The 7,321-nt window shown below is 53.7% G+C and carries 8 protein-coding genes; 5 read left to right on the top strand and 3 right to left on the bottom strand.

What is annotated here, in order from left to right:
* Positions 1–5 precede the first annotated feature (5 nt).
* From Q3O59_RS13125 to Q3O59_RS13135, 3 genes are all read left to right on the top strand, one after another.
* Entirely contained in the window at positions 6–1,028 is a 1,023-nt protein-coding gene (locus tag Q3O59_RS13125) for a fumarylacetoacetate hydrolase family protein (RefSeq protein WP_305946007.1), read from the top strand.
* A 65-nt stretch (positions 1,029–1,093) separates the two neighbouring features.
* Positions 1,094–1,732: a maleylacetoacetate isomerase gene (gene maiA, locus Q3O59_RS13130; RefSeq protein ID WP_305946008.1), complete on the top strand. Its 639-nt coding sequence runs from the start codon at positions 1,094–1,096 to the stop codon at positions 1,730–1,732.
* A complete protein-coding gene (locus Q3O59_RS13135; protein WP_305946009.1) occupies positions 1,722–1,940 on the top strand; it encodes a hypothetical protein in 219 nt (72 codons plus the stop codon). The genes maiA and Q3O59_RS13135 overlap by 11 nt, the downstream gene beginning before the upstream one ends.
* Positions 1,941–1,950: 10 nt before the next feature.
* Here the strand turns inward: Q3O59_RS13135 and Q3O59_RS13140 are convergent, their stop codons facing one another.
* From Q3O59_RS13140 to gloB, 3 genes are all read right to left on the bottom strand, one after another.
* Positions 1,951–2,427 (bottom strand): hypothetical protein, encoded by a 477-nt coding sequence (locus Q3O59_RS13140; protein WP_305946010.1) that lies wholly within the window; start codon positions 2,425–2,427, stop codon positions 1,951–1,953.
* 12 nt (positions 2,428–2,439) lie between these two features.
* On the bottom strand, positions 2,440–4,044 hold the full coding sequence (locus Q3O59_RS13145) for a LysM peptidoglycan-binding domain-containing protein (RefSeq protein ID WP_305946011.1): 1,605 nt from the start codon (positions 4,042–4,044) through the stop codon (positions 2,440–2,442).
* Positions 4,045–4,367: 323 nt separating this feature from the next.
* Positions 4,368–5,150 carry a hydroxyacylglutathione hydrolase gene (gene gloB / locus Q3O59_RS13150; RefSeq protein WP_305946012.1) on the bottom strand — a complete coding sequence of 261 codons (783 nt, stop codon included), beginning with the start codon at positions 5,148–5,150 and terminating at the stop codon, positions 4,368–4,370.
* 47 nt (positions 5,151–5,197) lie between these two features.
* Between gloB and Q3O59_RS13155 the strand changes: the two genes are divergently transcribed.
* Positions 5,198–5,941: a class I SAM-dependent methyltransferase gene (locus Q3O59_RS13155; protein WP_305946013.1), complete on the top strand. Its 744-nt coding sequence runs from the start codon at positions 5,198–5,200 to the stop codon at positions 5,939–5,941.
* A 152-nt stretch (positions 5,942–6,093) separates the two neighbouring features.
* A partial coding sequence (locus Q3O59_RS13160; RefSeq protein WP_305946014.1) for a hypothetical protein occupies positions 6,094–7,321 on the top strand: 1,228 nt, incomplete at its 3' end.

Consider the following 7,321-nt stretch of genomic DNA (forward strand, 5'->3'; position numbering starts at 1 on the left):
TATTGATGAAATTTGCAACATTAAATACCGCTGGCCGTGATGGTCAGCTGGTGCTGGTAAGCCGTGATTTAACCTGCTGTGTCGCTATCCCGCAAATCGCGACCACCTTGCAACAGCTGCTGGATGCCTGGTCGGAAAAAGCACCTCAGGCCGAAGAAGTCTATCAGGCGTTGAATGCCGGTACTGCAGCGGGCAGCCAGCCATTTGACCAGACGCAGTGCGCATCGCCACTGCCCCGTGCTTACCACTGGGCTGATGGCAGTGCTTATGTCAATCATGTTGAGCTGGTGCGTAAAGCCCGCAATGCGGAAATGCCACCCAGCTTCTGGACGGATCCGCTGATGTACCAAGGGGGTTCGGATGCGTTCTTGCCACCTCATGCGCCTATTCCAGTGGCCAGTGAAGAGTACGGCATCGATTTTGAAGGTGAAGTGGCGGTCATTACCGACGATGTTGCGATGGGAATTCCCGCCGAGCATGCCCGTGAACGTATTCGTTTGGTGATGTTGGTGAACGATGTGTCTTTGCGTGGTTTGATCCCCAATGAACTTGGCAAAGGTTTCGGCTTTTACCAGTCCAAACCATCGTCCAGCTTTAGCCCGGTGGCGGTGACACTGGATGAGCTCGAAGGCGTCTGGCAGGATGCCAAACTGCATTTGCCTCTGTTGTCCACCTACAATGGCGTGGCGTTCGGAAAGCCAAATGCCGGCGTGGATATGACATTCGACTTTGGTCAGTTGATTGCCCATGCCGCCAGAACCCGTCCACTCTGTGCGGGTACCATTATTGGTTCGGGCACGGTATCGAACAAGCAAGGCACCGATTATGGTACGGCGATTTCCGAGGGTGGTGTTGGCTACAGCTGCATTGCCGAAATTCGAATGATTGAAACCATTCGCGACGGCAAGCCGAGTACCAGCTTTATGAAGTTTGGTGATCGCATTCGCATCGAAATGCAGGATGCTCAGGGCCAAAGTATCTTTGGCACCATCGACCAGCAGGTGGTAGAGTATCGCTATCAGGGCTAAGCGCCTGGCAGTGTCCATCCAATCAAAGAGCTGCTTCGGCAGCTCTTTTGCATGAAGGAAATACAATGAAGCTTTATGGTTATTGGCGCTCTTCGGCGGCTTATCGGGTTCGTATTGCTCTGGCTTTAAAAGGGGTGGATTACCAATCGATCCCGGTACATTTGGTGAAAAACGGTGGCGAACAGCACCAGGCAGCCTATCAGGCTTTGAACCCGGCCGAGCTGGTACCTACCTTGGTCGATGAAGAACTCACGCTCAACCAGTCGTTGGCGATTCTGGAGTACCTGGATGCCCGTTACCCTGAACCCGCATTACTGCCTGCGGATGCTGCTCAAGCTGCTCAGGTTCGGGCTTTGGCCCTGGATATTGCCTGCGATATTCATCCGCTCAATAACCTACGGGTGTTGCAGTATTTGACCGGGCCGCTTGGGCTGTCGGAACAACAAAAAACCGAGTGGATCCATCATTGGCTGGCGATGGGCTTTCAGGCGTTGGAACAGCGCCTGGCTGAGACTGCAGGGAAGTTTTGTATCGGTGACAAGGTATCACTGGCCGATCTTTGCCTGGTGCCGCAGGTTTACAATGCACTGCGTTTTCAGTTGGATATGTCGCCTTACCCCGTGATGATGGCCATTTACCAGCATTGCAACCAGCTGGACGCTTTTCAGCAAGCCGCCCCGGAAGCACAGCCGGATGCACAGTAACTGGATCCCGCGCTTTCCAAAGCGCTGGCTAAACCGAAGCTTGTTTTTTATCGGTGTTGCTGGCATTGCTCTGCAGTGGCTGGCGGTTGGCGTCTCTTGGTGGCAGGGATACAGCATTTCATTTCACTGGTGGTTTCATTGGCTGGCCCCACTGCTTTGCGTGCTTTGGGGCTCTATTCCTAGGCTGCAGCTGCAGGACGAGCGTTAGTCCTTTTCCTTCAACGGCCAGGCCGTAATAAACCGCGTGGGGTGATGCTCTCGAGTCCTTGATCGTTCAGGTTAAAGTCGAGTTGTCCAATGTTTCTACCGCGGACAAACTGATGGCGCACCCCATCAATTTCAATGACGTAGCTGCCCGGCGCAGCCAGGCCATCTTCCTGATACAGCTTGACTTGATGCTTGCCGATGATCAATTCAAAACCAATCAAGGGCTGATTAATAAAATCCGTCGCCCAGACAAACTGCTCGTGATGCAGTACCAATGCGACGGAGTAGAGCTGGGGAACGGAAGGCACATTGACCGACTGACGGCCGACAATAAACACATTTTGGCCGTCTTTGCGGGTGTAGGTAAAACCAAAATCAAAGGTCTGGTGACTGCCATCTTTCAGATACGCAATCCCCGAGCCGGTCACATCAAACTGTGCCAGGGCATGGGTGCTGAACAGTAGCAGTGCAATGAGCCAGACTCTCATGGAGTCCTCCTATCAGGACTGAGTGACATCTACCAGCAGACGTAATTGTTGGCCAGGCTGCAAGTGTTGGTCAAGGCTCAGCTGGTTCCATTCCAAAATATCGGCTACCCGAACCCGATAACGTTGGGCGATACGGGACAGTGAATCACCACGACGGACCCGGTAATTGATGGTACGGGTCACGCCTTGAGAGGCGGTTGGGACCGTGTTGCCTTGACTTTGTACAATCACCAACTGCTGGCCTGGTCGAATGGGATCCCGGGCGGTCATGCCATTCCAGCGTGCCAGGTTGGCTACCGAGACCTGATGCGCCCGGCTGATATCCCACAAAGTATCTCCTGCTTTGACCGTGTAGTGAACCCGTTGTTCCGCTGGGGTGCGTTGCTGAGCTTGGGCCACTCGGCCAGGCTGGCTAAGCTGGTAAGCGTCGGCATTCTTGGCCGATACCGGGACCAGCAGATGCTGGCCAACACGAATGGTATGACCGTTAATGTCATTAAGACGCTGTATGGCGGCTACCGATGTTTGGTAACGTCTGGCAATGGCGCCCAGTGTATCTCCGCGGACCACGGTGTGGCGTTGCCAGCTCAACCATTGGTCGGTTGGGGTCTTTGCCAGTTGCTCCCGAAACTGAGGTTTGTTGTCCAGTGGCAGCACCAGCCGGTGGTTGCCATCGGGATCGGTTGCCCATTGATTAAAAGCCGGATTCAGTGCATGCAGTTCATTCAGAGTTAAGCCTGCCAGATCGGCAGCAACGGCCAGGTCAATTTGTCGGCCAATATCGACAATGCCAATTTGCGGCTGATTAGGGATTGCTTGCCAGGCGATGCCATAGGTCTCAGGCTGCCGCACAAGGTCGACTAATGCCAGTAATTTGGGCACATAAGCAGTGGTTTCACGAGGTAACTGCAGTGACCAGAAATCGGTTGGCAGGTTGCGACTTTTGTTGTGCCGGATGGCTCTGAGTACCCGGCCTTCACCTGAGTTGTATGCTGCAATAGCATTTAGCCAGTCGCCTTCCAGCCGGTCGTGTAAAAATTGCAGATAATCCAGCGCCGCTCGGGTTGACTCGATGACATCACGGCGCCCATCGTACCAAAAGTTTTGCTGCAACCCGAAGCGCTGACCGGTGGCAGGCATAAATTGCCAAAGTCCTGAAGCCCGGGCATGCGAATAGGCGAAGGGATCGAATGCGCTTTCGACAATGGGCAGCAAGGCCAGCTCAAGTGGCATGTTCCGCTCTTCCAACTGCTGCACAATGTAATAAAGGTAAGGCTCAGCCCGAGTAGCGACTCGGTCCAAATAGGTTTGGTTGCGGGCAAAAAAGTTACGCTGCTCGGCAATAGCGCGGTGCTGAGGCACTTCAAACGTCAGTTGCAACTGAATACGCTGCCAGACATCATCGACCTTGGTGGGATCGAGCGGGGTTGGTTTGTTGTCCTTTGCTGTTGTTTTCAGCTGAAGTAAGCTGGCTGCGATCAGCTCTGCATTGGCGGCTTGCTCTTTGGTAGCCGAGGGCGTTTCACGGACTGGTTCTGTCTCAGTGGTTAGCGAGTTGGTCGTGGCACAACCGGCTAAGAAGGTCGAGGCAACCAAGGTGAGAACGCGTACTTTCATGCAAAGATCCTGTCATTTTTTTAACCAGAGAGCATGTTACCTCGTTAGCATTTGATTGCAAGTCAGGATTTATACCCAAGTAACCTCAAGGTGCGAGTTTCAGAGCCTTTGGGCGCTTTCAATGCAAGGCACCCTGGCGACGCAATGTCGACCACCTTGCTAGCCAGGGTAACACCGCAGTGGAAGCGCCCAGAGGCTCCCGCAGGGCGGGGCTAAAAGCGCTTTATGCCGCGTTAGCTGTTGTCGATTTGGAACCACCAAAGCTTCCAACATCTGCCTTGCCTAAAGCGCTTTTATCTCCCGCTGAAGCCTGCATCTTGAGGTCACTTGGGTATAAACTGGTCTTTAGCGCTGCGCAGTGCTGCAAAGGTCGCTTCAGTACTCTCGGTACCGTATTTGGTTTGCAACTCAGGCTCTTGGCAGCGTAAAAATGGATTGATGGCTTTTTCATGCAGCAAGGTGCTTGGTAGTGTTGGCAACTGATTGTTGCGTCGTTGTCTGCACTCTGCCTGTGCGGCGATTACGGCTTGGTTGGTCGGCTCTACTTCGCGAGCAAAAGCCAGGTTGGCCAGGGTGTACTCGTGGGTGCAGTAGATTTCGGTGTCATCCGGTAATTGTGCCAGCCGTTGCAACGACTGATGCATCTGCTCGGGGCTGCCTTCAAATAAACGGCCACAACCTGCGCTAAATAAGGTATCGCCACAAAATAGCCTGGGAGCCTGATAATAAGCAATGTGACCGAGGGTGTGACCTGGGACATGCAAAACTTGCAGTTCAAGCTCCAGTTCGGGCAGTACAATGCTGTCATCATCCTCAACCAATTCGGTCAGGCCTTCAATTTTTGCTGCTTCATAAGCCGGGCCAATTACCCTCGCCTCGGGAAACTTTTGTTTCAGGATGGCAATGCCGTCGGTGTGATCCCAATGATGATGCGTGATCAGAATGGTGCTCAGCGTTTTTGCATTGCTGGTGGCAAAATCAATCACCGCGGCTGCATCGCCAGGGTCAACCACGGCCATGGCGGCCTGACTGGGCCGAGTCAGACACCAGATGTAATTGTCCTGAAAGATGGGGATAGGGCTGATGGTCAGATTCTCTGCGTTCATCTGGTATACTCATGTGAAGTCGAATGCCGCTCAGGGAACAAGCACAGATGAAACCCGCCTTAAGTGCCCGCAACCGCAAGGGGCCAGCTAGTTGGCAACAAATCCCGCAAGGGGAGGCACTCTGTGCGGCGACGGAGTCGAAATTGGCTGCCTGGTGGCCTCAAATTTTCGGCTACTACTTGTTAAAGGTCGGGGATCTCAGTTGTCAGCTTGACACCCAGTCCAGTCCTATTAAGCATCATATTCACCTGGGGATCAAGGCAAGCCAGTGCCAGCTGAAAGCCAACTCCGATGCTTTGCCGTTGCTTGATTTGAGTGTGGATGCCGTCTTGTTGTGTCATGCGCATGAATTTTGCAGTGATCCCCATCATCTGATGCGTGAAGTACACCGGGTGTTGCGCTCCGATGGTTATCTGCTGCTGAGCGGCTTTAATCCGGTAAGTCTGGCTGGCTTGATGAAGCTCAACCCCTGGGTCAGGCATAAGGCGCCGTGGAATGGTCGCTTTTTTACCTTGTCCCGCTTGAAAGACTGGTTGTATTTGCTTGGCTTTGAAGTGGTTGATGAGCAGCGTTTTTATGCCTCCAGTTTGCTGGGTAATGTCCCTTCTGCCAGTCGTTGGCGGACTTTGCTTGCCAAAGCTTTTGGCAGCAGTTACTTGCTGGTGGCACGAAAACGAGAACTGCCACTGACCCCAATCCGGCCCAAGTGGCAGTTGGCGCCTGATTATCCGCAGACCGTGCGCGGTACTTTGACAACCAATCGTCTTGGTTCATCAAAATCAAAGCTTTAGCACTATTTCTTTAGGGGCTCATGACTTCCGCTAAGGTTATTCATAGCAGCTAAACTAAAATAGCTTATGACAGCCTTGTTGATTTTATCGCCATTTTATCGCACAATTTGCCGATATGCAGTGCGGCAGTGCAGTAGTAAAAAGGAATTTATATGTTAAAGCAGTTGATTACCGTCGAACCGGTTGTTGTTGTCTCTGTTAGCGGTAATGTCTGGCTTAAGCAGCCAAATGGAGATTTGGAGCTTTTGTCGCTCGGTCAGCAGATCCCTGTTGATGCTCAATTATTCTATGAGGAAGGTGCCTCCATCAATGGTGAGTCGCTGCTTGCGTGGCAGCAACCTCAGGAGCCATCGCTTGATCCTGGTTTAGCCGCTGAAATTGAAGCCATTCAGCAAGCGCTCTTATCTGAGCAAGATATCAGTCTAATCCCAGCTGCCGCGGCAGGTGAAAACCCAACGGATGGCAGTAGCAGTGCCAGTACGCTGACTCGTGATGGCAATGAAGTTTTGCCTGATGCAGGTTACAGCACCGACATTACGGCAGATACTACATTAAATACCGAAACCTTTATCCCTGATTTTGCAGCAGTTGAGGAGGACTCAACTGAAACTGGTACAGAGCCAGAGCCAGAGCCAGAGCCAGAGCCAGAGCCAGAGCCAGAGCCAGAGCCAGAGCCAGAGCCAGAGCCTGAGCCAGAACCAGAGCCAGAACCAGAGCCAGAGCCAGAGCCAGAGCCAGAGCCAGAGCCAGAGCCAGAGCCAGAGCCAGAGCCAGAGCCAGAGCCTGAGCCAGAACCAGAGCCAGAACCAGAGCCAGAACCTGAGCCAGAACCTGAGCCAGAGCCAGAGCCAGAGCCAGAGCCAGAGCCAGAGCCAGAGCCTGAACCAGAGCCTGAACCAGAGCCTGAACCAGAGCCTGAGCCTGAGCCAGAGCCTGAGCCAGAGCCTGAGCCAGAACCAGAACCTGAGCCAGAACCAGAGCCTGAACCAGAGCCTGAACCAGAGCCTGAACCAGAGCCTGAGCCTGAGCCAGAGCCTGAGCCAGAACCGGAGCCAGAACCAGAACCTGAGCCAGAACCAGAGCCTGAACCAGAACCGGAACCAGAGCCTGAGCCAGAGCCTGAACCGGAACCAGAGCCAGAACCAGAACCTGAGCCTGAGCCAGAACCAGAACCAGAGCCAGAACCAGAGCCAGAGCCAGAGCCAGAACCAGAGCCAGAACCAGAGCCTGAACCAGAGCCTGAACCAGAGCCTGAACCAGAGCCTGAGCCAGAGCCAGAGCCAGAGCCTGAACCAGAGCCTGAACCAGAGCCAGAACCAGAACCTGAGCCTGAGCCTGAGCCAGAGCTGGAAGCCAGCATCGGCATCGACGTGATCGCCG

Origin of the sequence: Alkalimonas delamerensis (genome assembly GCF_030717955.1) — a bacterium.
GTDB classification, from domain to species: Bacteria; Pseudomonadota; Gammaproteobacteria; order Enterobacterales; family Alteromonadaceae; genus Alkalimonas; species Alkalimonas delamerensis.